Origin of the sequence: Streptomyces sp. NBC_01689 (assembly GCF_036250675.1) — a bacterium.
Classification (GTDB): domain Bacteria; phylum Actinomycetota; class Actinomycetes; order Streptomycetales; family Streptomycetaceae; genus Streptomyces.
Genome location: NZ_CP109592.1, coordinates 6,724,709 through 6,750,949 on the forward strand (window position 1 = coordinate 6,724,709; position 26,241 = coordinate 6,750,949).

The window sequence follows — 26,241 nt, forward strand, 5'->3', positions numbered from 1 at the left end:
CTCGGGGGCGGGACCGGCGCCGGATGTGTACCGGCTTCCTCCCGTACGGGCGCGATGACGACGCGTTCACTGTACCGGCCCGTAGGAATCGCCCCGGCGCCGCCTGTGGGCCCGCGGTCACGACCGGCTAGGTTCACCTCATGCGGACGGGGAGACTGCTCGGCTCGGGGCGTTCGGCGGACGTCTACGAGGTCGACGAGGCATGGGTGCTGCGGCGCGACCGGGAGGGCCGGGGCGACGCGACGGCCGAGGCCACCGTGATGGAACACGTACGCCGGCACGGCTATCCGGTGCCGGCGGTGCGGGCGGCGACCCGCGGCGACCTGGTGATGGAACGGCTGACGGGGCCCACCATGCTGGAGGCGTTCGGCGCCGGGCTCTTCTCCGCGGAGGAGGCCGGACTCACCCTCGCCCGGCTGCTGCGCCGGCTGCACGCCGTGCCCGCGCGGCTCTCCGCCGACCCCGCGGTCCGGGTGCTGCACCTGGACCTGCATCCCGACAACGTGATGCTCACCCCCGACGGACCGAAGGTCATCGACTGGACCGACACCGAGGAGGGCCCGCCCGGCCTGGACTGGGCCATGTCCGCGGTGATCCTCGCGCAGGTCGCCGTCGGCGGCGGGACGCGGGCCGGGGTGGCCGCGGAGACGCTGGCCGCGATGCTCGACGCGAACGCGGACCACGTGACCCGGGACGGGCTCACCGAGGCCGTGCGACGGCGGGCCGCCAACCCGACGATGAGCGTGCGGGAGGTCCAACTCCTCGGTGACGCGGAGGAACTGGTCCGTTCGCAGGCCTTCTAGGGCTTCCGCGGGCCCGCCCGCCCGGCGCGGCGGTCGAGCGTCCCGTCCCGGCGTCCCGTCCCGGCGGCCGTCCCGCCGGGTGCGTACGGCGGATCGCGCCGGGCGGCTCAGACCGCCACGTAGGTCACCGGGCCGCTGCCGGGCACCGCCTCGGCGCGGCCGAGTTTCACCAGTCGGCGGACGTGGGCCTCGGCCTCCGAGACGGCGATGTTCCGGGAGCCGAAGGGGATCTGCTCCCAGGGCCGGTTCCACTCCATGCGTTCGGCGAGCTGCCAGGCGGTGAGCGGGGTCGCCAGCAGGGTGAGCAGACCGGTGAGGCGCTCCTCGTGGTGAGTGAGCAGCTCCCTCACCCGGCCCGGTGCGTCGGTGAAGGCGTGCTGGTGGGCGGGGAGCACCTCGGCGGGGCCGAGGCGTCCGACGCGCTCCAGGGAGTCCAGGTAGTCCCCGAGCGGATCGGCGACGGTGGCGTCGTCCGGATCCTCGTACAGGCCGATGTGCGGGGTGATCCGGGGCAGCAGGTGGTCGCCGGAGAACAGGCGTCCGTGGCCCGGCAGTCCGGCCGGGTGCGCCTCCTCCAGATGCAGGCAGACGTGGCCGGGTGTGTGGCCCGGGGTCCAGATCGCGCGCAGCCGGCGCCCGGCCAGGTCGAGCAGTTCACCGGGGACGATCTCGCGGTCGGGGAGTGCGGGGGCGAACTGGGGCAGGCCGCCCGAGCGCCGGGCCGTGCGCGCCGCGCGCAGCAGCGCCACGTGCTCCTCGGGCGCGCCGCAGGCCTCGAGTTTGTCGGCCATGTACGCGAACCAGCGTTCGGCCTTGTGCTCCCGGGTCCGCCGTACGATCTCGGTGTCCAGCGCGTGCATCGCGATCCACGCCCCGGACGCGTCCCGCACCTTGCCCGACAGGCCGTGGTGGTCGGGGTGATGGTGGGTGATGACCACGCCGTGCACCTCGGCGACCGGAATGCCGCAGGCGGCGAGTCCGGCGGTGAGGACCTCCCAGGAGTCCGGGTCGTCCCAGCCGGTGTCGATCAGTACCGGGCCCCGGTCGGTGTCGACGACGTGGACCAGCGTGGTGCCGAGGGGGTTGTCGGGTATGGGGACCGCGAGCGACCGTACGCCCCCGCCGTGATCGGTCACCTGCGTCATGGGCCCCCACCAATCGCCGTCCTGCCGTCACTATAACTAGAACGCATTCCAATGGGTGCTCGAACCAACTGTCGTGCCGTTGACCCCGGCCCGTGGACTCCTCCGACCGTAACTGGTATCAGTTCTCGTATCTGATGAAGCGTCAGAAGTCGGCAGTGTCGGAGAACGCCCCCCGGGGAGGCGGTCGGTCATGACCGAGCTCGTGGAACACGGACAGCTGTTCATAGGCGGGGAGTTGACGGATCCCCTGGGCGCCGGAGTCATCGAGGTGATCTCGCCGCACACGGAGGAGGTCATCGGACGGGTCCCGCACGCGTCGGCCGAGGACGTCGACCGGGCCGTCGCCGTCGCGCGGCGTGCCTTCGACGAGGGCCCCTGGCCCCGGATGAGCCCCGCCGAACGGATCGCCGTCGTCACCCGGATCAAGGACGCGATCGGCGCCCGCCACGAGGAGATCGCCCGCGTCATCTCCTCCGAGAACGGCTCCCCGTACTCCTGGAGCGTCCTCGCGCAGGCGCTCGGCGCGATGATGGTCTGGGACGCGGCGCTCACGGTGGCGCGCGGCTTCACGTACGAGGAGACGCGGGACGGGGTCCTCGGCAGGATCCTCGTCCGGCGCGAGCCGGTGGGGGTCGTCGCGGCCGTCGTCCCCTGGAACGTCCCGCAGTTCGTGGCGGCCGCCAAACTCGCGCCCGCCCTGCTCACCGGCTGTACGGTCGTGCTGAAGCCGTCCCCCGAATCGCCCCTGGACGCCTACCTGCTGGGCGAGATCGCGCGGGAGGCCGGACTGCCCGAGGGCGTCCTGTCCATCCTGCCGGCCGACCGCGAGGTGAGCGAGTACCTGGTCGGGCATCCCGGTGTCGACAAGGTCTCCTTCACCGGGTCGGTCGCGGCCGGCCGGCGGGTGATGGAGGTCGCCTCGCGCAACCTCACCCGCGTGACGCTCGAACTGGGCGGCAAGTCGGCGGCGGTCGTGCTGCCGGACGCGGACCTCGCCACGGCCGTGCCCGGGATCGTCCAGGCGGCCTGGATGAACAACGGCCAGGCCTGCGTCGCCCAGACCCGCATCCTCGTACCGCGCTCGCGCTACGACGAGTTCGCGGACGCCTTCGCCGCGGCGGCCGGCGCCCTGGTGGTCGGCGACCCGCTGGACCCGGCGACCCAGGTGGGCCCCCTGGTCGCCGAGCGGCAGCAGCGCCGCAGCCTCGACTACATCCGCATCGGCCAGGAGGAGGGCGCCAAGGTCCTCACGGGCGGCGGCCGTCCGCACGGCATGGACCGCGGCTGGTACGTCGAGCCCACCCTCTTCGGCGACGTGGACAACTCGATGCGGATCGCCCGCGAGGAGATCTTCGGACCGGTGATCTGCCTGCTCCCGTACGGCGACGAGACCGAGGCCGTGAAGATCGCCAACGACTCCGAGTACGGGCTGAGCGGCAGCGTCTGGACGGCGGACGTCGCCCACGGCGTCGACGTCGCGCGCCGGGTCCGCACCGGCACCTACTCCGTCAACACCTTCAGCCTCGACATGCTCGGTCCGTTCGGCGGCTACAAGAACTCAGGCCTGGGACGGGAGTTCGGGCGCGAGGGCTACGGCGAGTTCCTGGAGCACAAGATGATCCACCTGCCCGCGGGCTGGGAGGCGTAGGGCATGGGCGACCGCTGGAACATCGAGGTCGACCGCTCGCTGTGCATCGGCTCCGCCCAGTGCGTCCACCTCGTCCCGGAGGCCTTCCGCCTCGACTCCGCCATGCAGTCCCATCCCGTCGAACCCGAGACCGACGCCAACGAGGGGATCCTCGGGGCGGCGGAGGGCTGTCCCGTGGAGGCCATCATGATCACGTTGCCGGGCAGCGGGGAGCCGGTGTTCCCGCCCGAGGAGTGAACGGGGAACGGGCCGCCCGGTCCGTCACGCCTTCCCGCCGCGGCCCGTCTCGCCCGGGTCCGTCAGGTCGATGAGACGGCACACCGTCTCGATGTCGATCTTGACCTGGGCGATCGAGGCGCGGCCGGAGAGCCAGGTGATCAGGGCCGAGTGCCAGGTGTGCTCGATGACGCGGACCGCGGAGAGCTGCGCGGGACTCGGGTCGTCCAGGCCCATGGCGTCCAGGATGATCGCCGTGGTCTGCCGGGACACCTGGTCGACCTCGGGGCTCACGCTGCGGTCCGCGAAGGTCAGCGCGCGGACCATGGCGTCGGCGAGGTGCGGTTCGCGCTGCAGGGCGCGGAAGGCCCGCATCAGCGTCTCGGCGACCCGCTCCGCCGCCGTCTCGCCCGCCGGCGGCTTCTTCCTCAGGGTGCCGTGCATGTGGTCCAACTGGTCCTGCATCGTGGCCACCAGCAGATGGACCTTCGAGGGGAAGTAGCGGTAGAGCGTGCCCAGGGCGACCTGCGACGACTCCGCGACCTCACGCATCTGCACCGCGTCGAAACCGCCCCGGCCGGCCAACTGCGCGCTCGCGTGCAGGATCCGGCGACGGCGTGCTTCCTGCCGCTCGGTGAGCGGGGGAGAGGCGAACTGCGCGGACTTGGCTTCCACCTTGACTTCCGCAGGCATGGGTCCCGTTCCGTGGGTTCAGCTGGAGGAGCGATCAGACAGCATGGCAGAACACATCCGTGGGCCGGAACGCCTCCGTCGTGGCGCGGATCACCTGATCCACTTCTCACAGAAGCCCTACCTGCCGGTAGATTCAGTGCTCCTCGAACGATCAAGTCTGAAACTTGTTCTAGATTAGCGTCCCGGCGTAATCTCGCGGGAATGTGCAGGGAGAAGGGGGCCGTAAGTGACCGCTGAGGCCATGGAGGCGGGCCCCGGAGCGGGCGCGGCCATCGACGGCGACGGACCGTTGCGCATCGCGCTCCTGACGTACAAGGGGAACCCGTTCTGCGGCGGTCAGGGCGTGTACGTACGGCACCTCTCACGTGAACTCGCCCGCCTCGGCCACCGGGTCGAGGTCATCGGCTCCCAGCCGTACCCCGTGCTGGACGAAGGCCTCCCCGGTCTGCGTCTCACCGAGCTGCCCAGCCTCGACCTCTACCGCCAGCCGGACCCCTTCCGCACCCCGGCGCGCGAGGAGTTCCGCGACTGGATCGACGCCCTGGAGGTCGGCACCATGTGGACCGGGGGCTTCCCCGAGCCGCTGACCTTCTCGCTACGCGCCCGCCGTCATCTGCGGTCCCGGCGGGGCGAGTTCGACGTCGTGCACGACAACCAGACGCTCGGCTACGGGCTGCTGGGAGACGTGGGCGCCCCCCTGGTCACCACGATCCACCACCCCATCACCGTCGACCGGCGGCTGGACCTGGACGCCGCCGAGGGGCGCCGCCGCCGCGCGTCCGTGCGCCGCTGGTACGCCTTCACCCGGATGCAGAAGCGCGTCGCGCGCCGGCTGCCGTCCGTTCTCACCGTCTCCGGCACCTCGCGCCAGGAGATCGTCGACCACCTCGGCGTCACCCGGGACCGCATCCACGTCGTGCACATCGGCGCCGACACCGACCTCTTCTCGCCCGACCCGGCCGTGCCGCAGGTGCCGGGCCGGATCGTCACCACCTCCAGCGCGGACGTCCCGCTCAAGGGCCTCGTCCATCTCGTCGAGGCGCTCGCCAAGGTCCGGACCGAGCACCCCGGCGCCCACCTCGTCGTCGTCGGCAAGCGCGCCGAGGACGGGCCCGTCGCCCAGGCCATCGAGCGGTACGGCCTGGAACGCGCCGTCGAGTTCGTCAAGGGCATCTCGGACGCGGAACTCGTCGACCTCGTACGGTCCGCCGAGGTCGCCTGCGTGCCCTCCCTGTACGAGGGGTTCTCGCTGCCCGCCGCCGAGGCCATGGCCACGGGCACGCCGCTGGTGGCCACCACCGGCGGAGCGATCCCGGAGGTCGCCGGCCCCGACGGCGAGACCTGCCTCGCGGTGCCGCCCGGCGACGCCGGGGCACTGGCCGCGGGCCTGAGCCGGCTCCTGGGCGACCCGGAGATGCGCGCGCGGCTCGGCTCCGCCGGGCGCGCGCGGGTCCTGGAACACTTCACCTGGGCGCGCGCCGCGCAGGGCACGGTCGCCCACTACCGCGAGGCCGTGGCCCGGACCGCCGGTGCCGCCTCCCGCCGCGCCGCCCCGGCCACCGTGCCCGCCACGCCCCCGGCCGCCGTCCGCGCCGGCTCCGCCGCGGACCGGGCCCCGGAGTCCGGCGCCTCCGCGGTCCCCGGCCTCCCCGTGACTCCCGGTGCCGCCCCCGCGGGCGTCGCGGGTGACGCGGCTGACGTTGTCGTATCCAATCGCGAAAGCAGGGCCACGTGCTGACCGTCGACTTCTCCCGGTTCCCGCTCGCCCCGGGCGACCGCGTGCTGGACCTCGGCTGCGGTGCCGGCCGGCACGCGTTCGAGTGCTACCGGCGCGGCGCACAGGTCGTCGCGCTGGACCAGAACGGCGAGGAGATCCGCGAGGTCGCCAAGTGGTTCGCGGCGATGAAGGAGGCGGGTGAGGCGCCCGAGGGGGCCACGGCCACCGCCATGGAGGGCGACGCGCTCCTACTCCCCTTCCCCGACGAGTCGTTCGACGTCGTGATCATCTCCGAGGTGATGGAGCACATCCCCGACGACAAGGGCGTCCTCGCCGAGATGGTCCGGGTGCTCAAGCCCGGCGGCCGGATCGCGATCACCGTCCCGCGCTACGGGCCCGAGAAGGTCTGCTGGGCGCTGTCCGACGCGTACCACGAGGTCGAGGGCGGTCACATCCGCATCTACCGGGCGGACGAGCTGCTGGGCAGGATGAAGGAGGCCGGGCTGAAGCCGTACGGCACCCATCACGCCCACGCCCTGCACAGCCCCTACTGGTGGCTGAAGTGCGCGTTCGGCGTCGACAACGACAAGGCGCTGCCCGTGCGGGCGTACCACAAGCTCCTGGTCTGGGACATCATGAAGAAGCCGCTCGCCACCCGGGTCGCGGAGAACGCGCTGAACCCGCTGATCGGCAAGAGCTTCGTGGCGTACGCGACCAAGCCGCACCTGCCCGTCAACGCCACCGCGGTGGACGCTTCGTGACCACACCCCGCACGGAGCACCTCGTCCTGCCCGGGGTGCTCACCGCCGAGGAGGCCACCGCCACGGTGCGCGCGATCCTCGGGGCGCAGCGTCCGGACGGCGCCATACCGTGGTTCCGCGGTCACCACCTCGACCCGTGGGACCACACCGAGGCGGCCATGGCACTGGACGCGGCGGGCGAGCACGAGGCGGCCGAGCGGGCCTACGACTGGCTGGCCCGGCACCAGAACCCGGACGGTTCCTGGTACGCGGCCTACGCGGACGGGGACTTCGAGGACGTCACCGACCGCGGCCGGGAGACCAACTTCTGCGCGTACATCGCGGTGGGTGTCTGGCACCACTACCTGGCCACCGGCGACGACACCTTCCTGGACCGGATGTGGCCCGCGGTCTACGCGGCCGTGGAGTTCGTGCTGCGGCTCCAGCAGCCCGGCGGCCAGATCGGCTGGAAGCGCGAGGACGACGGGACGGCGACCGACGAGGCACTGCTGACCGGGAGTTCGTCCATCCACCACGCGCTGCGCTGCGCGCTCGCCGTCGCCGAGCAGCGCGAGGAGCCGCAGCCCGACTGGGAGTTGGCGCTCGGCCTGCTGCGGCACGCGATCCGCAGGCACCCCGAACGGTTCCTCGACAAGGACCGCTACTCGATGGACTGGTACTACCCGGTGCTCGGCGGCGCGCTGACCGGCGCCGAGGCCGAGTCCCGGATAGCGGAGGGCTGGGAGCGCTTCGTCGTGCCCGGGCTCGGCGTGCGCTGTGTGGTTCCCAACCCGTGGGTGACCGGCGGCGAGTCGGCCGAACTCGCCCTGGCGCTGTGGGCCGTGGGCGAGTCCGACCGTGCTCTGGAGATCCTGCAGTCCATCCAGCACCTGCGCGATCCGGGGACCGGCCTGTACTGGACGGGCTACGTGTTCGACGCGCGGGCGATCTGGCCCGAGGAGCTGACCACCTGGACGGCGGGTTCCCTCCTGCTGGCGGTCGCCGCGCTGGGCGGCGACGAGCCGACCTGCGCCGTCTTCGGCGGCGAACGCCTGCCGCGGGGCCTCGACGCGGAGTGCTGCTGAGGGCTGTCCCGCCCCGGACCCCGACCGCCAGGCCCAGGCCGGTGCGGCGGGTCCCGCCCCGCGTCCCGTCACCGGGTCCGGCCGGAGGGCCACGGCGGCCGTGACCGCCGGCCTGTTCCGTGGTCGCCGCCTCCGGCCGGATCCGCGGGCCGGAAGCGGCCCGGCCCGTCGGGACCCTGGCCCGGGACGGGCCAGGGGCGCCGAGGTGCGGGACCGGCTCAGTGGCGGTGCATGCGATTGGCGATGGCGTGGCCGATGAAGAGGTATACGACGGCGGCGAGACCGTAGCCCGCGACGACGCGCGCCCACGCCTCGTCGAAGGTGAACAGGTCACGGGACCAGCCCGCGAGCCAGCTCGCCAGGTTGTGGACGAACTGGACCAGGTCGTTGGCCCGGTTCGCGTCCAGCAGGTACATGAGGATCCACAGGCCCAGGATGAGGGCCATCACGTCGGCGACGATCGCGATGACCGTGCCCGCCTGGTTGGAGCCGTTGCGATATCGAGGGGACATGCCGTCCGGGTTGCCGCGGATCCAGGGTTGAAACCCGTACGGGTTTCGCCCAAGTGGCGTAACGCGCCGTGGCGGGTGAGTCTGCTGTAAGAGACGTGTTCTCCCCCATCCGAGGAGAACCGTTCCCCCACCCCGGAGGACCCCGTGCCTGTATCGATACGGCGCCTCATCGTGGCGCTCACTCTTTCCTGTGCTCTGGTCGCCGGTGCCACCGCCTGTTCCAGCAGCGGCAGCAGTGCCACCAAGGACACCGCGGCCGTCGCGGCGGCGGTGGCCGCGACTCCGTCCCCGAGTACCACTGCCGAGAAGCAGAGGCTGTCGAAGACCCGCTTCGTGGCCAACGCCAGCCTCGCGGCCGGCGCCACCTACCAGTGGATCGTGAAGCCGTGGAAGGCCGGAAAGTTCAAGAAGGGCGTGAAGGGACGCAAGCTCGCCCTCATCAAGGCGGGCGTCGCGGGCGCCTTCGCCTACAACAGGCTCAAGGCGGCGAGCCGGAACGCCAAGGGCGACCCGACGCTGTCCAAGGCGGTCGCTCCGCTGACCGCGGGCATCGAGGCCCTCAAGAGCCTGCCCGCCAAGCTCCGCAAGGGCAAGTCGACCGATGACACGGCGGGTTCCTTCGACGACATCATCAACCAGGTCAAGGACGCCGGTAAGAGCGCGGGCGCCAAGGTCACGGACAAGGTGCCGTCGACCTCCCAGCTGACCGGCGGATGAGTCCGCTCCCGGCGACGGGAGCGGACGCGGCCTAGTGGTTCAGATCCGCCAGCACGCGGAGCGAGTGAGGGTCCGGTGACAGCGCCAGCAGGTCCGTCACCGGGCCCTTGCGCCACAGGTCGAGCCGTTCGGCGATCCGCTCACGCGGACCGACCAGCGAGATCTCGTCGGCGAAGGCGTCCGGCACGGCCAGCACCGCCTCCTGGCGGCGTCCGGCGAGGAACAGCTCCTGGATGAGCCGGGCCTCCTCCTCGTAGCCCATGCGGGCCATCAGGTCCGCGTGGAAGTTGCGTGCCGAGTGCCCCATCCCGCCGATGTAGAAGCCGAGCATCGCCTTGACGGGCAGCAGGCCTTCGGCGACGTCGTCGCAGACCCGGACCTGGGCCATGGGCGCGACGACGAACGGGTCCGCTCCCGCGCGGGCGTCACCCGGCTCCGCCAGGGCCGCCTCGTAGGCCTGCGGGCGGGTGGGCGACCAGTACAACGGCAGCCAGCCGTCCGCGATCCGGGTCGTCTGCGCGATGTTCTTCGGCCCCTCGGCGCCCAGCAGGACGGGCAGGTCCGCACGGAGGGGATGGGTGATCGGGCGCAGCGCCTTGCCGAGCCCCGTGCCGTCGGCACCGCCGTACGGCAGGGAGTGGAAGCGTCCGTCGAGGCGCACGGGCCCCTCGCGTCTGAGGACCTGGCGTACGACGTCCACGTACTCCCGTGTCGCGGTGAGCGGGGACTTCGGGAAGGGGCGTCCGTACCAGCCCTCCACCACCTGCGGCCCCGACAGACCGAGGCCGAGCATCATCCGCCCGCCCGAGAGGTGGTCCAGGGTGAGCGCGTGCATCGCGGTCGTGGTAGGGGAGCGGGCGGCCATCTGGGCGACCGCCGTGCCGAGGCGGATACGGGTGGTCTGCGCCGCGATCCAGGTCAGCGGGGTGAAGGCGTCCGAACCCCAGGACTCGGCCGTCCACACCGAGTGGTAGCCGAGCCGCTCCGCCTCCAGCGCGAGCGGCAGATGGTCCGCGGAGGGGCCGCGCCCCCAGTAACCGAGTGCGAGGCCGAGCCGCATGTCCCCTCCAGGCGCCATGTTCTGACGCATCGTCAGTTCTGTGCAACCGTCAGGTGACTGTACGGCAACGGCCCCCCGCCCGAAAAGGGCGAGGGGCCGCGGGCGGGCGGGCGGATCAGCCGCGCTGGATGCCCGAGACGTCCTGCAGCACGCCGCGGCGGCCGTCCTGCGTCTGCGCCACCAGGTGCTGGCCGCGCTGCTCCACGGCCAGGTACCAGGTGCCCGGCGCGAGCTCGGCGATCGGCGCCGGCGAACCGTCCTCCGAGAAGAGCGGACGCGGCACCGGGACGGCGAACCAGAACGGCGAGAAGTCCCCGGCGGGCAGCTGCGGCTGCGGGACCGGTGCCTGCAGCGGCTGACCGGGCTGACCGGGCTGTCCGCCGAACGACGGCTGCGGCTGGCCGGCGTAGGGCTGGCCGGGCTGCTGGGCGCCCGGGTACCCGTAACCGCCCTGCGGCTGACCGCCGTAGGGCTGCGGGGCGGCGGGCTTCGGGGCGGGCACGAGGCCGACCTGGAGCGCGGGAACGAGCGGGGTGGCGATCGCGGCGGCGGCCATGACCAGCGTCGCGACGAGGGAGAGGATCAGGCCGACGCCCGCGCTCACGCCGCTGTCCCCGCCGCTGCCGATGTTGTTGACACCGCCCGCCGGGTCGAAGACGTTCCCGAGCGCGCTCCACGCGGCGAAGACGGTGAGGGCCACTCCGAACGGGGCGAGGTCCAGTCCGGCGACCTTCGGCATCCGCGGCAGGACGCGGGAGGCGACGACCAGGCCGGCACCCGCGAGGCCGGCCAGGATCACGCTCAGCAGGAAGGGGCCGCTCGCCCAGCCACTGGGACTGTCGTATCTGATCGTCTGCGCGCCGATGCTGACGCTGTCGAGCGAAAAGAGGGCGAGGAACGACGCGATGAACAGCAACACCGCTGCTCCGATCACCACGCCGTCGCCTCGAGTGAGGGAGCGGATATTCACTTCAGGTCCTTCGTCAGTCGTCTCGTCGTCGGTGGAGGCGTCGCTGACACCATGGCGCCGTCAGGCCCTGGTGTGAAGCGCGGGGGTGGCCCCACATCGTACGGGCGACACTATCGTCCGTACGATCGGGACGTCCGGAGGGTGTGACGTGCCGGTCACTACCCGCGCAGGAAGCTCACGATTCCCTCAGAGATCCCACGCGCCGCCTTCTGCCGCCACGCGCCGCTGGTCAGCAGCGCCGCGTCCTTGCTATCGCGCATGTTGCCGCACTCGATGAACACCTTCGGAACCGTTGACAGATTGAGACCGCCGAGGTCACCGCGGACGTCCAGTCCGGTACCGCCGCCGATGTAGTTGGAGGGCGCGCTTCCGGTGGCGCGGACGAAGTTGCCCGCGATGCGCTCCGCCAGATCGCGCGACGGGCCGACGATGGGCCGGGTGTCGGCGTCGCCCGAGTGGACGGACGCGGGGAGGATGACGTGGAAGCCGCGGTTGCCCGCAGCGGAGCCGTCCGCGTGGACGGAGACGACCGCGTCGGCGTGCGCGTCGTTGCCGATCCGGGCCCGCTCGTCGACGCACGGGCCCCAGGGGCGGTCGCCGTCCTGGGTGAACTTCACCGTGGCACCCTCCTGTTGGAGGAGCGTGCGCATCCGGCGGGCGACGTCGAGGGTGAACCGGGCTTCGGCGTAACCCGCGTTGGTCGACGTGCCGGTGGTGTCGCACTCCTTGGAGTTCGTGCCGATGTCCACCTTGCGGTTGATCTCCGCCGTGTGCTCGGAGTTGCCCGGGTTGTGTCCGGGATCGATGACCACGACCTTGCCGGCGAGCGGGCCGGAACCGGCGGCCCCGCCCGCGGTGGAGGGCCCGGAACGGGTGGCGGACCCGGACGGGGACGGGCTCCGGCGCTGCCCGCCGTCCGTCCCGGACACCGACGGTGTCCCGGAGCCGGTGGCCCCCGCGGACGGGGACACCGGGGAGGCGGACGAGGTCCCGGCGGCCCCGGAGGGACCGCCGGGGTCACCCACCGCCTGCCACACCAGCCATCCCACCAGCGCGCCCGGCACCAGCGCGGCGAGCGCCACGGTCATCGGCCCGCGCCGGGGGCGGCGCGGCTGGGGAGGATCGAAGTCAGGGCCTACGTACGACACGTCTGCGACTCTAACCGGGCCCTCAGATCCCTGCTCCGGTTCGGCGCAGGACGCGCAGCGAGTCGGTGACCGAGATCTCCTCGAACGCCCCCGACCCCAGCGCCCGGAGATAGACCCGGTAGGGGGCCTGGCCGGTGAACTCGTCGGCCGGCTCGGGGAACACGTCGTGGATCAACAGCAGCCCGCCGTCCGCCACATGGGGGGCCCAGCCCTCGTAGTCGGCGGACGCGTGCTCGTCCGTGTGACCGCCGTCGATGAAGACGAGCCCGAGCGGCGTCCCCCAGAACGCGGCGATCTGCGGGGAGCGGCCGACGACCGCGACCACGTGCTCCTCCAGGCCCGCCCGGTGCAGGGTACGGCGGAAGGTGGGCAGGGTGTCCATCCGGCCGATCTCGGGGTCGACCGTGGACGGGTCGTGGTACTCCCACCCGGGCTGCTGCTCCTCGCTGCCCCGGTGGTGGTCGACGGTGATCGCCGTCACCCCGGCCGCGCGCGCCGCGTCGGCCAGCAGGATGGTGGAGCGCCCGCAGTAGGTCCCGACCTCCAGGAGAGGCAGCCCGAGCCGAGCCGCCTCGGCGGCGGCGCCGTACAGCGCGAGCCCCTCCTCGACGGGCATGAACCCCTTGGCGGCCTCGAAGGCGGCGAGAATCTCCGGCTCGGGTACCGCGGGCATGGGTCCTCCAGTCGCTGCCGGCCCCTCTTGTCCTCAGAGGCCCGTGAGCGCCCCATGCTGCACCACGACGGTGGCGGGGGGTGACGGGGGGTCGGGGGCGACGGCGGGAGTGACCTGGGAGCGGCTCCCGACGCGGGCCCCCACCCGCGGCCTGTCCGTCGTGCGAGCCGTTCGGGCCCGCGCCCTGGCCCGGGCCCACATCCTCGCCCTGTCCGTCGGCTGAGCCGACCGGGTCGCGCTCCTTGGCCCGGGGCCCGCACCTTCGGCCTGTCCGTCGGGTGAGCCGACCGGGTCGCGCCTGGGCCGCGGGCCCGCATCATCAGCCCGTCCGGCGCTTGAGGACGAGGCCGTCCAGGCCGAAGCGGGGGTCCGGGAGCGGCAGCCCCCAGGGACAGCAACCCCCGGGGACGCCGGCCGAACGAAGACGGAACTCAAGGGGCGCCGCCCCCCACACACCGCACCCTCACGAACGGCGCACCCCCAGGTACCCCACTCCCAGGAACGCCCCCCTCGGAACCGCCCGGCAGGGCCTACGCGGGGACGGTCTCCGCCGGCAGCGCCAGGTCCAGGTCGACCGGACGGTCGTCGCCGGAGTGGGTCGCCGACGAGGCGAGCGGACCGTGGCCCGCGGCCCTCGCCGCGAGGACGTACGCGCCCTCGGCGGGCACGGCCAGCGCGTAGCTGCCGTCCTCCCCGGAGAGCGTGGCGCCCGCCTGGCGGCCGCGCCGGTCGATCAGGGTGACCTTGGCACGGGCGACGGGCGCGCCGTCGGTGTCCAGGACCCGGCCGCGGAAGCCGCCGAGGATCTCCTGGGCCCGCTCCAGCGCGGCGTCCTCCGCGCTGCTGGCACGCAGCTGCGGCTTGGTGGCCTGCCGCTGACGGGGCAGGAAGAGGGCCATGACCAGACCGATCGCCACCGCACACGTCGCGATCAGGAAGGAGAGCCGGAAGCCGTGCATGGTCGGGAGCGCGACGCCACCCCCGGCATCGGCGGCCGTGTTCGCCAGCACCATGCCGATGACGGCGCTGGACACCGACGTGCCGATCGAGCGCATCAAGGTGTTGAGGCCGTTGGCCGCACCCGTCTCCGAGGCCGGGACGGAACCGACGATCAGCGCGGGCAGCGAGGAGTAGGCGAGGCCGATACCCGCGCCGAGGATGACCGCGATCACGATGGTCTGCCAGGCGGCACTCATCAGGCCGAGCCCGGCGCCGTACCCGATCCCGATGATCAGCATGCCGATGATCAGCGTGACCTTGGGGCCGTACTTGGCGGAGATCCGGGCGTAGACCGGCGCCGTGAACATCATCGTCAGGCCGAGCGGCGCCACGCACAGACCCGCGACCACCATCGACTGGCCGAGGCCGTAGCCGGTGGCCGTCGGCAGCTGGAGGAGCTGCGGCAGGACGAGGGAGACGACGTAGAAGGAGACACCGACCATGATCGAGGCGAGGTTGGTGAAGAGCACCGAGCGCCGGGCCGTGGTGCGCAGGTCGACCAGCGGCGCCTGCACGCGCAGCTCCATCACGCCCCACAGCACGAGCACGACGGCCGACGCGCCGAACAGGCCGAGCGTGGTGCCCGAGGTCCAGCCCCAGTCGCTGCCCTTGGTGATCGGCAGAAGGAAGAGGACGAGCCCCGCGGACAGACCTATCGCGCCCAGTACGTCGAAGGTGCCCTTGGCGCGCATCGGGGACTCCGGCACGGCGACGAGGGTCAGCACGATCGAGACGACGCCGAGTCCGGCCGAGAGGAAGAACAGGGAGTGCCAGTCGGCGTGCTGCGCGACCAGGGCCGCGAGCGGCAGGGCGAGACCGCCGCCGACGCCGATCGAGGAGCTCATCAGGGCCATCGCCGAGCCGAGCTTCTCGCGGGGCAGCATGTCGCGCATCAGTCCGATGCCGAGCGGGATCGCGCCCATGGCGAAGCCCTGCAGCGCGCGGCCGGCGATCATCACGAGCAGGTCGCTGGTGAACCCGGCGATCAGCGAGCCGACGACCATGACGGACAGGCTCATGAGCAGCATGCGCCGCTTGCCGTAGAGGTCGCCGAGCCGGCCCATGATCGGGGTGGCGACGGCTCCCGCGAGCAGCGTCGAGGTCAGGACCCAGGTGGCGTTGCTGGGGGCGGTGCCCAGCAGCTTCGGCAGGTCCTTGATGACCGGGACGAGCAGGGTCTGCATCACCGCGACAACGATGCCCGCGAAGGCCAGCACCGGCACGACCGCGGCGCTGGTCCTCCGGGCGGGCTGTGGGGTCGTCGTGTGCGTCATTGCGTGAGGCCTCCAGGCCGGGAGAGGAGAGGGGGAGCGAACGATCCGTGCGGGAATCCGTGCGGGAGTCGGTGCGGATACGTGCAAGGTGAACCCGGTGCGCCGGGGCAACTATTCCGATGCTTCGGCGTACTAACGAAAACTTGACCTTCTCGTGAGGATCTGAACGGCCGTCAGACCTGGCGTCTCAGTAGAACGTGTTCTAGTCTGGCGCGCACCGTGAGGCCGGGAAGTGCCGTGAAGGCGTACGTCGTCGGGGTCGGGATGACCCGTTTCGAGAAGCCCGAGACCGGGGACCGGCCGTACTGGGACCTGGCGAAGGAGGCGGGCACGCGCGCCCTTGCGGACGCGGGGATCGCGTACTCCGACGTCCGGCGGTGCCCGTCGGCCACTGCCTCCAGCCCTCCACCGCGGGGCAGCGGGCCGTGTACGAACTCGGTCTGACCGGCGTCCCCGTATACAACGTCGACAACAACTGCGCCACCGGGGCGAGCGCGCTGATGCCGGCGCGGCAGTTCGTCGAGGGCGGGATCTCGGACTGCGTCCTCGCGCTGGGGTTCGAGAAGATGAAGCGCGGCGCGCTGGGCGGCGGGGACCTCGCGGCCTCCCCGGTGGCCCGGCACTACGGGATCATGGCCGCCCGGCACGGCTTCGAGCGTCCCCGCCCACCGCGCAGATCTTCGGTGCGGCGGCCCGCGAGCACATGGAGAGGTACGGGACCACCGAGGCGCAGCTCGCCGCCGTCGGCGCCAAGAACCACCGGCACTCGGCCCACAATCCGTACGCCCGGTTCCGGGACGTGTACGGGGTCGACGAGATCCTCGCCTCCCGGGTCGTGCACAGGCCGCTGACGAAGCTCCAGTGCTCACCCACCTCGGACGGAGCCGCGGCGGCCGTCGTCGTGTCCGAGCGGTTCGCCGAGGAACGTGGGCCGGCCGGCCGGGCGGTGGAGATCGTCGCGCAGGCGATGACCACGGACACGAAGGAGTCCTTCGCCTCCGGTTCGTGCATCGACGTCGTGGGACAGCCCGTGTCCAGGGAGGCCGCGCGGCAGGTCTACGAGCGTGCGGGGCTCGGCATCCACGACGTGGACGTCGTCGAACTGCACGACTGCTTCTCGATCAACGAACTGCTGACGTACGAGGCGCTCGGCATGTGCGGCGCGGGGGAGTCCGGCAAGCTCGTCGAATCGGGGGCCACCACCTACGGGGGACGGTGGGTGGTGAACCCGTCCGGCGGTCTGATCTCGAAGGGGCACCCGCTGGGGGCGACCGGGATCGCCCAGGTGGTCGAGCTGGTCCAGCAGTTGCGCGGCGAGGCCGGTGAGCGTCAGGTGGCGGGCGCGCGGGTCGGCCTCGCGCACAACATCGGGCTCGGCGGGGCGGCCGTGGTCACGCTGCTGCGGGGCGCCGCCCGCACCTGAACCGGACCCTCGGCGTTCCCGGTGACCGGGCCGTCGTGACCGCCCCGTCCGGGAAGGACGGCCGCCGCCCGGACCGGGCGGGCCCCCTGCCGAGGGCTGCGCGCCGTTCCCTCGTACGGTGTGACACCGGGGGCCGGTGACCCGGGACGGATCCCGTCGATTCCGCCGATCCCGTCGATTCCGCCGGGACTGCCGCGGAGGATCTTCGGCCGGTGAGGCAACGCGATCCGGCCCTCATGGACTCCTTTGAACATCGAGGAGGTGCCCATGGGGGATCGGAAACACACGCGTGACGAGGAGTTCCGGGGTTTTGTCGTGGGCCGCTGGCCGCGGCTGCTGCGTACGGCGTTCCTCCTCACGGGGGAGCAGTACGCGGCCGAGGACCTGGTCCAGTCGACGCTGGAACGGGTCTACGTGGCCTGGCGCAGGGTCGGCACGGCCGACGACCCCGACGCGTACGTACGGCGCGTGATGATCAACGCGCATGCCCGCAGACACCGACGGCGGCTCAAGGAGTTCCTGGCGCCGAAGGACGATTCGGGCCTCCGGCACGAGGTTCCCGAGGGCGCCGACCGGATGGCCCAGGCCGACGACCGCGGTGCCCTGCTGGCGGCCCTCGCCCAACTGCCGCCCCGCCAGCGCGAGGCGGTGGTCCTGCGGTACTGGGAGGACCTGAGCGAGGCGACGGTGGCGGAGGCGATGGGCTGCTCGGTGGGCGCGGTGAAGAGCAACGCGGCGAAGGGGATCGCGAAGCTCCGCGCCGTACCTGGACTGGCCGACATGGTGGCGTACGGAGGGCGGAAGTGATGAACGCGGACCGGGAGACGGATCACGGCATGACGCACGGGGACATCGCCGTGCTGCTGGCCACGGCGGCGGACGAGGTGACGATCGGCCCGGCCCCGTGCCAGGCGGTCGTCCGCGGCGGCCGGCGCCGCAGGGCCCGCCGCTGGATGATGGCCGCGACCGCGGCGCTGGTGGTCGCCGGCTCGACGGGGACGCTGGCGCTGGCCGGGACGGCGGACGACGGCGCGAAGCGGGTCGCGCCGGCCGCGACGCGCCCGCCGGTGCGCGACGCACGGCATCTGTACGCGCCGCGGAGCAGCGACCTGGCCAGGGGAACCGACCACGGCAGGAAGTGGAAGGTGGTCGTCTCCGTGTGGGGAGCGCCCCGCGACCGGACGGAGGCGCAGCGCCAGCTGGACGCCATGGCCGGGGCCGGGTTCGGGAATCCGGGGGTGGAGCCGCCGACCGCCGCCGGACTCGTCGGCAGGAGCGCGTACTTCGTGCGGCTGACCGTGGACGGCAGGACGTCGACCGAGGTGCGGGGGGTGTTCGACAGGCGCGGCACCCTGTCGGGCCGGGAGGTGTGGTCCGCCGCGCTGCCGCTGGAGATCAGGAGGACGACGCCGAGGGGGTCCGGCGAACGGCTCGTGATCGGCCGGGTCTCCACGACCGCCCAGGAGGTCACCTGCACCTGGGACGACACCACGACGACCACGGCGTACCGGCCCGCCCCGGGTACGGGCATCGCCGGGGACTTCGAGGACCTGATCCGTCCGGCGGAAGGTTCGCCGTCCGACTGGTTCGTCTGCCTGGGACCGGAGGGCAGGACCTTCAGAGCGGCGGCGGTGACGAGGTAGCGGCGGCAGCCGCGTGGCGACGCGGGCGGGCGCCGGTCAGAGCCATCCCTGCTGACGGGCCTCCCGCATCGCCTCCATACGGTTGCGGGTGCCGGTCTTGCCGATGGCGGAGGACAGGTAGTTGCGGACCGTGGACTCGGAGAGGTGGAGCCGGCCCGCGATGTCGGCGACGGTGGCGCCGTCCACCGAGGCCTTCAGCACGTCGCACTCGCGGGCGGTGAGCGGACTGGGCCCGGCGCTCAGCGCGGCCGCGGCCAGCGCCGGGTCGATGACCCGCTCGCCGGTCAGCACCCGGCGGATCGCCGCGGCCAGTTCCTCCACGGGTCCGTCCTTGACCAGGAACCCCGCGGCGCCCGCTTCCATCGCGCGCCGCAGATATCCGGGCCGGCCGAACGTGGTGAGGATCAACACCCGGCAGTCCGGGGCCTGTCGGCGCAGTTCGGCGGCCGCGTCCAGACCGCTCATGCCGGGCAGTTCGATGTCCAGCAGGGCCACGTCCGGGCGGTGCAGCAGCACCGCGTCCACGATCGCGTCGCCCGTCCCGACCTGCGCGACCACCTCCAGATCGTCTTCCATGCCGAGCAGCAGGGCGAGCGCGCCGCGCATCATTCCCTGGTCCTCGGCGAGCAGGACCCGCACACACTTCACCGGCCGCTGATCCCGGGGCATCTCGTCCACGGGCCCAGCGTAGGCCCGCGAAGGCGCCGTGTCCCGGACGGGCGAGGTGAGAGAGGGGTCACGGCACCCTGGGCGCCTTGGACAGCGGCCCGCCCGCCGGGTCCACGGCGGGCGGGACCTCCGTCGGACGTTCCCCCTTCACGTCGGCGGCCGCCGCGGAGAGGCCGTCCCCCGTGGGGAGTTCGCCCTCCACCGGGAGTTCGCCTTCCACGGGGAGTTCGGCGGTGACGGTGAAACCGCCGCGCGGGGACGGGCCGGCCCGCAGCGAGCCGCCGGCCGCCGCCAGGCGTTCGGTCAGCCCCTTCAGACCGGTCCCGCCGACACCCGGCACCGACGGCGGGGAGACCAGACCGTCCCCGTCGTCCGCGACCTCCAGACGGACCCGGTCCCGTGTGCCGGCGACGACGATCTCGCAGCGGGTCGCACCGCTGTGCCGGACGACGTTGGTGACCGCCTCGCGCAGCACCCACCCCAGCAGCGCCTCGGACCGCGGCACGAGGGGCGGCCCCGACTGCCGTACGACCGGGTCGACGCCCACCGCGGACAGCGCGGAGCGGGCCCGGTCCAGCTCGGTGGCGAGGCTGCCCTCGCGGTAGCCCGTGACCGCCTCGCGGATCTCCGTGAGGGCTTGGCGCCCGACCGACTCGATGTCCGTGATCTGCACCAGGGCCGACTCCAGGTCGCGGGGCGCCAGCCGGCGGGCCGCCTCCGACTTCACCACGATCACGGAGAGCGTGTGACCGAGCAGGTCGTGCAGGTCCCGCGAGAAGCGCAGCCGTTCCTTCTCGACGGCGCGCCGGGCGAGCTCCTCACGGGCCGCCCGCAGCTCCCGTACCGCCTCGGAGAGGGACAGGATCGCCGCCGTGACCATCGTGGACAGGAAGGTGCCGTACGCGATGTTGATCGCGTCCCAGCCCTCCTGGAAGCCGGAGACACCGCCCGCCACCGCGGCGAGGCCGATGCCCGTCCGGCCGAGCCAGCGGCCGCGCAGGGTCGCTCCCGTCGCCAGACCCAACAGCGGGAAGAACAGCAGCCAGTTGCCGCCGTAGCCGATGGCGAGGCCGCAGGTCAGCACCGCCAACGCGGCGAGCGCCAGCCGTGTGGAGCGGGCCTCGCGCGTCACCTTCACGAAGGCGCGGAACGCGACGTAGATGTACAGGGAGTTGAAGGTGAGCAGGCCGATCGCGCCGATCCAGGGGTTCGCGGTCGTGCCCTGGAACAGGTTGGAGAAGGCGCCCATGCCCAGCAGCAGCCAGGGCAGCAGGGTGAACCCGGTCGGCGGCGGACCGGGATTCTCCGGCAGCGGCTGCCCGCTCCTGTCCGCGGCACGCCGCGCCGCCTTGAAACCCGCCATCTCCGCCCTCCACCGCCGCCGTGACTCCCGCCACGTCCTCGTCCGGCGGACGAGCCCTCGTATCCACGAGCTGTCCGTCCACGCCATGTCCGCGCTCCCCGTTCCCTGATCCTGTCGGCCCGTCCCGCCGTCCCGCCGCCCCGGCGTCCCGGTGCCACGTCTTCCCGTTCCCGTTGCCGTTCGCGTCCCCGCCGGTACCGGCGTCCGGGCGGCGGCCCGGTGCCGGAGGGGGCGGGCCGCCGCGGTCCGGACGGCCCGCCCCGCGGACGGAGAGATGGCTCAGACGGACCGGCCCGCCCTGCGGTACGAGACCACAGCGTACGAACCGAAGGCCAGCAGCCAGGCCATGAGCACCGCGACCGCGCCCGGCGCCGGGGCGTGCCCGTCGGTGACGGACAGGCCGAGCTCGGCGAAGCGGTTGGCCGGGGTGTACACGGACAGCGACTGCAGCCAGCCGGGGAACAGCGTGATCGGGAACCACAGCCCGCCCACCACCGAGAGCCCCAGGTTGCAGGCCATGTTCGCGACGCCGGTGGTCTGCGCGGTCAGCCGGTAGCCGTTGCCGAGGCCGAGCAGGGTGAACGGGACGGAGCCGAGCCAGAGCAGCAGGGCGACCTCCGCCCACTGCCAGGCCGCCATCCGTACGCCGTTGACCAGACCGCCCGCCGTCAGCACCGCGGCGATCGCCGGCAGCACGGTCACCGAGCCGGTCAGCGCCCGCCCCAGCACCACCTCGCGCGGTGTCATCGGCGTCACCCGCAGCTGCCGCAGCCAGCCCGTCGACCGGTCCTCGGCGACCCCGCCCCCGGTGTTCAGCGCCGAGCCCACCGCGCCGTACGCGGCCATCCCGATCATCGAACCGGTCTTCCAGCCGCCGTCGTCGTCCCCGCCGAGGTTGGTGAAGAGCAGGTACATCATCACCGGCATCGCGACGCCACCGATCACGAACCCGGTGTCGCGCAGGGTCCGGCGGACCTCCAGTCGCAGGTAGTCCAGCATCACACCGCCTCCGAAGCAGTCGAGGTGAGAGCGAGGAAGGCGTCGTCCAGGGACGCCGGGGTGACCTCCAGGCCGCGGATCGAGCCGCGCCGGGCGAGCGCGACCACCGTCGCGTCCGAGTCGTCGGTCCGCAGCCGCGCCCGGTCCCCGCGCACCTCCACGGACACCACGCCGGGCAGCAGGGTCAGCCCCTGCGTACCCTCGCCGGCCAGGTCGAAGGAGACGAGGTTGCCGCCCACCGAACGCTTGAGCTGCTCACCGGTGCCGTCCGCGACGATCCGCCCCCGGTCGATGACGAGGATCCGGTCCGCGTGCGCGTCGGCCTCGTCCAGGTAGTGCGTGGAGAACAGGACGGTGTGGCCGCGCCGCGCGTACGCCCGCATCGACGCCCAGAACGCCTGCCGCGCCTCCACGTCCAGCGCGGCGGTCGGCTCGTCCAGCACGATCAGCGCGGGATTTCCGGCGAGCGCCACCGCGAACCGCACCCGTTGCGTCTGGCCGCCGGAGAGCCGGTCGGCGCGCCGCCCCGCCAGCTCCGCGATCCCCGCCAGCCGCAGCGCCTCGTCCACCGGCAGCGGCGCCGGATAGCGGCCCGCCACGAAGGAGACCAGCTCGCGGACGGTGACGCGGGACACCGGCCGCGCCTCCTGGAGCATGGCACCGACCAGTCCGGCCCGCACCGCCTGCTCCGGGGACCCGCCGAAGAGGGAGACCGACCCCTCGTCGGGCTCGTTCAGGCCGAGCAGGAGGGAGATCGTCGTCGACTTGCCCGCCCCGTTGCGCCCGAGCAGCGCCACCGTCTCGCCGCGCCTCATCTCCAGATCCACGCCGTCCACGGCGCGCACCGCGCCGAACGCCTTGACGGCCCCCGCGAAGGACACCGCCGTGTCCGTCCCCGTCATGCGCCTCGCCCCCTTCGTGCCCGCCGCCCCCGTCGTCGGCGTCTTCCCCTTCATCCGGTTCATCCGGTTCGTCCGGGTCGTGCCGGCGGTGCCGGTCACCCCGTCCGTGCCGGTCGTCCGTGTCGTCCCCGTCGTCGATGTCATGAGAACGACGCTACGAGCCGGGGTGGTGGGCCCGGCAGAGGCACTTGTGGGCAGTCGGCCGGGACAAATGTCACGGCCGGTGCCGGCCGCGGGATCTGACAGGGCGTCAGTGGCCTTCACAACTCTGGGGTGCTGGGCTATACAGGGGGTCGCCGTACTGGAACGCGTTCTAGAACAGGCGGGTTCCGAGGCCCTGTGTCGACCTCGGTGCGGCCGACGGTGCGGACGGCCGCATCGAGGTCTTTCGCGCTAGTGATCAGGAGCCCTATGCCCATCGACGCCGCACAGGCCCTCGCCGCCGAACCCCGCACCGGTGAGATCACCTGGGACCGCAAGGACGTTCAGCTCTACCACCTCGGCATCGGGGCGGGCGCGAACCCGGACAAGTCCCAACCCGCCACGGACGCCGACGAGTTGCGATACACCCTCGAATCCGCCCTGCACGTCCTGCCGAGCTTCGCCACCGTCGCGGGCGCCGGCTCCCCCGGTGTGATCAGCGGTCTGTCCATGCCCGGCGTCGACGTCGACCTCAGCCGCGTCCTGCACGGCGGACAGCGCGTGGTGGTGCACCGCCCCCTGCCGGCCGAGGGCCGCGCGACGGCCACCGGGCGGATCGCCGCCGTGTACGACAAGGGCAAGGCCGCGATCCTGGTCATGCGCACCGAGGTCGTGGACGCCGGGGGACCGCTGTGGACGAACGACGCCCAGATCTTCGTACGGGGAGAGGGCGGGTGGGGCGGCGAGCGCGGCCCCTCCACCCGCCTCGACGCACCGGACGGGCCGCCGGACCGGACCGTCGAGCGCCCGGTCCGCCCGGACCAGGCGCTGCTCTACCGGCTCTCCGGAGACTGGAACCCGCTGCACGCGGACCCCGAGTTCGCCAAGCTGGCCGGCTTCGACCGGCCGATCCTGCACGGACTGTGCACCTACGGCATGACGCTCAAGGCGGTCGTCGACACGCTGCTCGGCGGCGACGTGTCCCGTGTCCGCTCGTACACCACCCGCTTCGCCGGTGTCGTGTTCCCCGGCGAGACCCTGCGCATCCGCATGTGGCGCGGGCCGGCCCCGGACGGCGGGATCCGGGTGACGGTGACCGCGGCCGACCGGGACGACGCTCCGGTACTGGCCGACACCGTCGTCGAGCACGCGTGAGTTCAGCCCACCGTCGAGAGGAGCCGCACCATGCGCGCAGCCGTACAGCACGAGACCGGGCAGGACAAACTCGACGTCCTCGACGACGTCGAGGCGGTGGGCTTCGGGCCCGGGCGGGTCAGGATCCGGGTGCGGGCCACCGGGCTGTGCCACTCGGACCTGTCCGCGATGAGCGGCGTACTGCCGCAGCCCGCGCCGTTCGTGCCCGGACACGAGGGAGCCGGAGAGATCACCGAGGTCGGCGAGGGCGTCACCCACCTCAAGCCGGGGGACCGGGTCGTCGTCTGCTGGCTGCCCGCCTGCGGCGCCTGTCCCGCCTGCCGACGCGGCCAGACCGAGCTGTGCCTGGCCGGCTTCATGAACGCGGGCACCCCCAACTTCAAGCGCTCCGGCCAGGACGTCTTCGGTTTCGCCGGGACCGGGACCTTCGCGGAGGAGGTCGTCGTGGACGCGGGCTGCGCCGTGCCCATCCCCGACGACGTGCCCTTCGACATCGCGGCCCTCATCGGCTGCGGTGTCACCACCGGGCTCGGCGCCGCCCTCAACACCGCGGACGTGGCGGCCGGTTCGTCCGTCGCGGTGATCGGCTGCGGAGGCGTCGGGATCTCCGCGATCCAGGGCGCGCGGCTCAAGGGCGCAGCCGAGATCGTCGCCGTCGACCCGGTCGCCTCCCGTCGCGACGCGGCACTGAGGTTCGGCGCGACGAGGGCGGTCGCGCCGGACCAACTCGCCGACGCCAGGCAGTCGGTGACCGCGGGCGAGGGCTTCGACTACGTCTTCGAGGTCGTCGGCAGGTCGGCCACCGCCCGCACCGCCTACGAGAACACCCGGCGCGGCGGCACCCTCGTCGTCGTCGGCGCGGGCGCCATGGACGACTTCCTCCAGCTCAACATGTTCGAGCTGTTCTTCGACGAGAAGCGCATCCTGCCCTCCATGTACGGCGGCGGAGACGTCCTGCGCTCCTACGAGCGGACCGTCGCCCTCTGGCGTGCGGGCCGCATAGACCTGGAGGGCCTGATCACCCACCGGGTGCCGCTGTCCGGGATCAACGAGGCGCTGGACCAGATGCGGACGGGCACCGCCCTGCGCACCTGCATCGAGATCTGACGTCGCGTCCGCTCACGGACCCGACGGGCCCCGATCACCCGGACCCGACCCTGGATCCCTCCTGGATCCCCCTGGATCCGGCCCTGGATCCGGCCATGACCCCGACCCCGACCACCGCTGAGGACCCTGATGTCACTGCCACTCGAAGGGCTGACCGCGATCGTCACCGGCGCGGGGCGCGGCCTCGGCCGGGCCGAGGCGCTGGAGCTCGCGGGCCTGGGCGCGTCCGTCGTCGTCAACGACTACGGACGCCCCGGGCGGGACGGTTCGGGCGCCGTCTCGGCGGCGCCGGCCGAGGAGGTCGCCGCCGAGATCCGGGCCGCGGGCGGCCGGGCCGTCGCCCACATCGGCGACGTCGCCGACCACGAACAGGCCCGTGGGCTGGTCGAGTCGGCGTTCGCCGAGTTCGGCGGGCTCGACATCCTGGTCAACAACGCGGGCATCCTGCGCGACCGGATGGTCTTCTCGATGTCCGAGGAGGAGTGGGACTCGGTGATCCGGGTCCATCTCAAGGGCCACTTCAACATGACGCACTTCGCCTCCGCGCACTGGCGGACCCGGTCCAAGGCGGCCGGCGCCCCCGTGTACGGACGGATCGTCAACACCTCGTCGGAGGCGTTCCTCGCGGGCTCCGCCGGGCAGCCCAACTACGCGGCGGCCAAAGCCGGGATCGTCGGCCTGACCACGTCGACCGCGCTGGCGCTCGCCCGGTACGGGGTGACGGCGAACGTCATCTGCCCGCGGGCCCGGACCCGGATGACCGAGGACGTGTTCGCGGGCCTCCCGGCCTCGCGGTCCGGTGCGGAGCCGGGGAAGGGGCTGGACCCGCTCGCCCCCGAGCATGTCGCCCCGCTCGTCGGCTACTTGGTCTCACCGGCCGCCGCGCACGTCAACGGGCAGCTGTTCGTGGCGCACGGCGGCATGGTCGCGGTCGTCGAACGGCCGCGGGTGGCCGTCAAGTTCGACACCGAGCAGGACGCCTTCACCTACGAGGAACTCGACGCCCTGCTCAGCCCGCACTACGCCGCGCGCCCGCGCGGCGAGACGTTCGCGGCGGCCGAGGTCCTGGGCCTGACCCACGGATAGCGACCGGCCCACCGGACCGGGACCGGCCCGCGGGCCGTGGTCCCGGGCACGCGGACGGGCTCCCGGCTACGGCACGACGATGCCCCGCTCACCCGAGGCGAGCGGGGCATCGTCCTGGTCCGACGTGCCGTCAGGCGGTCGTGCCGTCAGGCAGTCGTGCCGTCAGGCCGACGTGTCCGGCTGACCGGACGGCTTGCGGTGCCGGCCGTGCGGCATCGCGGTGTCGTCCTGGCCGGAGACCGGCCCCCGGTGCCTGCCGTGCCCCGTGGCCGACGCCTCGTCGTCCCGGGCGTCGGTGACCCGCGGTTCCATGGTGTCGATGTCGCTCATCTGGTGTTCACCCCGTCAACAAG

The 26,241-nt window shown here is 72.8% G+C and carries 25 protein-coding genes and 1 pseudogene; 13 read left to right on the plus strand and 13 right to left on the minus strand.

Annotated elements, in window-relative coordinates:
* The first annotated feature begins 140 nt into the window (after positions 1–140).
* Positions 141–803, plus strand: a complete 663-nt coding sequence (locus tag OG776_RS28690; protein ID WP_148013757.1) for a phosphotransferase — start codon at positions 141–143, stop codon at positions 801–803.
* 107 nt (positions 804–910) lie between these two features.
* Here the strand turns inward: OG776_RS28690 and OG776_RS28695 are convergent, their stop codons facing one another.
* Positions 911–1,948 carry an MBL fold metallo-hydrolase gene (locus OG776_RS28695; RefSeq protein ID WP_148013756.1) on the minus strand — a complete coding sequence of 346 codons (1,038 nt, stop codon included), beginning with the start codon at positions 1,946–1,948 and terminating at the stop codon, positions 911–913.
* Between the two features lie 190 nt (positions 1,949–2,138).
* Between OG776_RS28695 and OG776_RS28700 the strand changes: the two genes are divergently transcribed.
* A complete protein-coding gene (locus tag OG776_RS28700) occupies positions 2,139–3,596 on the plus strand; it encodes an aldehyde dehydrogenase (protein WP_329322748.1) in 1,458 nt (485 codons plus the stop codon).
* A gap of 3 nt (positions 3,597–3,599) precedes the next feature.
* Complete coding sequence (locus OG776_RS28705) at positions 3,600–3,833, plus strand: ferredoxin (protein ID WP_148013754.1); 234 nt, start codon at positions 3,600–3,602, stop codon at positions 3,831–3,833.
* 24 nt (positions 3,834–3,857) lie between these two features.
* Here OG776_RS28705 and OG776_RS28710 read toward each other — a convergent pair whose 3' ends face one another.
* Positions 3,858–4,505 carry a TetR family transcriptional regulator gene (locus tag OG776_RS28710; protein WP_329322749.1) on the minus strand — a complete coding sequence of 216 codons (648 nt, stop codon included), beginning with the start codon at positions 4,503–4,505 and terminating at the stop codon, positions 3,858–3,860.
* Positions 4,506–4,731: 226 nt separating this feature from the next.
* Between OG776_RS28710 and OG776_RS28715 the strand changes: the two genes are divergently transcribed.
* From OG776_RS28715 to OG776_RS28725, 3 genes are read left to right on the plus strand one after another with little or no spacing between them, the layout of a single operon-like run.
* A complete protein-coding gene (locus OG776_RS28715) occupies positions 4,732–6,243 on the plus strand; it encodes a glycosyltransferase family 4 protein (protein WP_329322750.1) in 1,512 nt (503 codons plus the stop codon).
* A complete protein-coding gene (locus OG776_RS28720) occupies positions 6,237–6,983 on the plus strand; it encodes a class I SAM-dependent methyltransferase (protein ID WP_329322751.1) in 747 nt (248 codons plus the stop codon). The genes OG776_RS28715 and OG776_RS28720 overlap by 7 nt, the downstream gene beginning before the upstream one ends.
* The gene (locus OG776_RS28725; protein WP_148013750.1) at positions 6,980–8,047 is read left to right on the plus strand and encodes a prenyltransferase/squalene oxidase repeat-containing protein; all 1,068 of its coding nucleotides are present in this window, start codon (positions 6,980–6,982) and stop codon (positions 8,045–8,047) included. The genes OG776_RS28720 and OG776_RS28725 overlap by 4 nt, the downstream gene beginning before the upstream one ends.
* A 218-nt stretch (positions 8,048–8,265) precedes the next feature.
* Here the strand turns inward: OG776_RS28725 and OG776_RS28730 are convergent, their stop codons facing one another.
* Positions 8,266–8,559: a hypothetical protein gene (locus tag OG776_RS28730; RefSeq protein ID WP_153290868.1), complete on the minus strand. Its 294-nt coding sequence runs from the start codon at positions 8,557–8,559 to the stop codon at positions 8,266–8,268.
* A gap of 144 nt (positions 8,560–8,703) precedes the next feature.
* On the opposite strand from OG776_RS28730, the gene OG776_RS28735 reads away from it, so the two are divergent.
* Complete coding sequence (locus OG776_RS28735; RefSeq protein ID WP_148013748.1) at positions 8,704–9,276, plus strand: hypothetical protein; 573 nt, start codon at positions 8,704–8,706, stop codon at positions 9,274–9,276.
* 31 nt (positions 9,277–9,307) lie between these two features.
* Here OG776_RS28735 and OG776_RS28740 read toward each other — a convergent pair whose 3' ends face one another.
* The 5 genes from OG776_RS28740 to OG776_RS28760 all read right to left on the minus strand — a co-directional run bounded on the left by OG776_RS28740 (position 9,308) and on the right by OG776_RS28760 (position 15,400).
* A complete protein-coding gene (locus OG776_RS28740) occupies positions 9,308–10,336 on the minus strand; it encodes an LLM class F420-dependent oxidoreductase (protein ID WP_329323778.1) in 1,029 nt (342 codons plus the stop codon).
* 115 nt (positions 10,337–10,451) lie between these two features.
* Positions 10,452–11,306, minus strand: a complete 855-nt coding sequence (locus tag OG776_RS28745; protein ID WP_148013746.1) for a DUF5336 domain-containing protein — start codon at positions 11,304–11,306, stop codon at positions 10,452–10,454.
* 158 nt (positions 11,307–11,464) lie between these two features.
* Positions 11,465–12,454: an N-acetylmuramoyl-L-alanine amidase gene (locus OG776_RS28750; RefSeq protein WP_329322752.1), complete on the minus strand. Its 990-nt coding sequence runs from the start codon at positions 12,452–12,454 to the stop codon at positions 11,465–11,467.
* A 22-nt stretch (positions 12,455–12,476) separates the two neighbouring features.
* Entirely contained in the window at positions 12,477–13,127 is a 651-nt protein-coding gene (locus OG776_RS28755; protein ID WP_148013744.1) for a class I SAM-dependent methyltransferase, read from the minus strand.
* Positions 13,128–13,657: 530 nt separating this feature from the next.
* Positions 13,658–15,400, minus strand: a complete 1,743-nt coding sequence (locus OG776_RS28760) for an MFS transporter (protein WP_148013743.1) — start codon at positions 15,398–15,400, stop codon at positions 13,658–13,660.
* A 237-nt stretch (positions 15,401–15,637) separates the two neighbouring features.
* On the opposite strand from OG776_RS28760, the pseudogene OG776_RS28765 reads away from it, so the two are divergent.
* The 3 genes and pseudogenes from OG776_RS28765 to OG776_RS28775 all read left to right on the plus strand — a co-directional run bounded on the left by OG776_RS28765 (position 15,638) and on the right by OG776_RS28775 (position 18,466).
* Positions 15,638–16,823 (plus strand): annotated as a pseudogene (locus OG776_RS28765) (thiolase C-terminal domain-containing protein).
* Positions 16,824–17,090: 267 nt separating this feature from the next.
* Positions 17,091–17,630 carry a SigE family RNA polymerase sigma factor gene (locus OG776_RS28770; protein WP_148013742.1) on the plus strand — a complete coding sequence of 180 codons (540 nt, stop codon included), beginning with the start codon at positions 17,091–17,093 and terminating at the stop codon, positions 17,628–17,630.
* 29 nt (positions 17,631–17,659) lie between these two features.
* A complete protein-coding gene (locus OG776_RS28775) occupies positions 17,660–18,466 on the plus strand; it encodes a hypothetical protein (RefSeq protein ID WP_329322753.1) in 807 nt (268 codons plus the stop codon).
* Positions 18,467–18,502: 36 nt separating this feature from the next.
* Here OG776_RS28775 and OG776_RS28780 read toward each other — a convergent pair whose 3' ends face one another.
* From OG776_RS28780 to OG776_RS28795, 4 genes are all read right to left on the minus strand, one after another.
* Positions 18,503–19,135 (minus strand): response regulator transcription factor, encoded by a 633-nt coding sequence (locus tag OG776_RS28780; protein WP_148014123.1) that lies wholly within the window; start codon positions 19,133–19,135, stop codon positions 18,503–18,505.
* Between the two features lie 67 nt (positions 19,136–19,202).
* The gene (locus tag OG776_RS28785) at positions 19,203–20,585 is read right to left on the minus strand and encodes a sensor histidine kinase (protein ID WP_148013740.1); all 1,383 of its coding nucleotides are present in this window, start codon (positions 20,583–20,585) and stop codon (positions 19,203–19,205) included.
* Positions 20,586–20,777: 192 nt separating this feature from the next.
* Positions 20,778–21,497 carry an ABC transporter permease gene (locus tag OG776_RS28790; RefSeq protein ID WP_329322754.1) on the minus strand — a complete coding sequence of 240 codons (720 nt, stop codon included), beginning with the start codon at positions 21,495–21,497 and terminating at the stop codon, positions 20,778–20,780.
* Complete coding sequence (locus OG776_RS28795) at positions 21,497–22,399, minus strand: ABC transporter ATP-binding protein (RefSeq protein ID WP_148013738.1); 903 nt, start codon at positions 22,397–22,399, stop codon at positions 21,497–21,499. The genes OG776_RS28790 and OG776_RS28795 overlap by 1 nt, the downstream gene beginning before the upstream one ends.
* A 411-nt stretch (positions 22,400–22,810) precedes the next feature.
* Here OG776_RS28795 and OG776_RS28800 point away from each other — a divergent pair, with 411 nt between their 5' ends.
* The 3 genes from OG776_RS28800 (at position 22,811) to OG776_RS28810 (ending at position 25,888) form a co-directional block, all read left to right on the plus strand.
* The gene (locus OG776_RS28800; protein WP_329322755.1) at positions 22,811–23,695 is read left to right on the plus strand and encodes a MaoC/PaaZ C-terminal domain-containing protein; all 885 of its coding nucleotides are present in this window, start codon (positions 22,811–22,813) and stop codon (positions 23,693–23,695) included.
* Between the two features lie 30 nt (positions 23,696–23,725).
* Positions 23,726–24,802, plus strand: coding sequence for a Zn-dependent alcohol dehydrogenase (locus tag OG776_RS28805; protein ID WP_148013736.1), 1,077 nt, complete (start codon positions 23,726–23,728; stop codon positions 24,800–24,802).
* A 129-nt stretch (positions 24,803–24,931) separates the two neighbouring features.
* Positions 24,932–25,888, plus strand: coding sequence for a 3-oxoacyl-ACP reductase (locus OG776_RS28810; protein ID WP_329322756.1), 957 nt, complete (start codon positions 24,932–24,934; stop codon positions 25,886–25,888).
* A 162-nt stretch (positions 25,889–26,050) separates the two neighbouring features.
* Here OG776_RS28810 and OG776_RS28815 read toward each other — a convergent pair whose 3' ends face one another.
* Positions 26,051–26,218, minus strand: coding sequence for a hypothetical protein (locus tag OG776_RS28815; RefSeq protein ID WP_187286000.1), 168 nt, complete (start codon positions 26,216–26,218; stop codon positions 26,051–26,053).
* Positions 26,219–26,241 lie beyond the last annotated feature (23 nt).